This is a genomic window from Citrobacter sp. TBCS-14 (assembly GCF_005280805.1).
GTDB classification, from domain to species: domain Bacteria; phylum Pseudomonadota; class Gammaproteobacteria; order Enterobacterales; family Enterobacteriaceae; genus Citrobacter; species Citrobacter gillenii.
Genome location: NZ_SZWM01000215.1, coordinates 1 through 216, shown reverse-complemented (window position 1 = coordinate 216; position 216 = coordinate 1). Strand labels below are relative to the sequence as shown.

General features: G+C 42.6%; 1 protein-coding gene. It reads left to right on the top strand.

The genetic code is table 11. The features are described 5' to 3' along the window. Positions 1–216, top strand: a 216-nt coding sequence (locus tag FDX22_RS12175) for a tyrosine-type recombinase/integrase (protein WP_146717258.1), incomplete at both ends; no start/stop codon positions are given.

The window sequence follows — 216 nt, the reverse complement described above, 5'->3', positions numbered from 1 at the left end:
AAAATCTTTGATATCGCAGATGCCAGCCATCGTTATATGGGGAATGCCATGCTGTTAGCGCTGGTTACTGGCCAGCGGTTAGGTGATATTTCGCGTATGAAATTTAGTGATATTAGGGATGACCATCTACATGTCATACAAGAAAAAACTGGGAGCAAAATCGCAATTCCTCTTTCTCTTCGCCTCAATGCAATTAACTGGAGTCTACGCGATGTA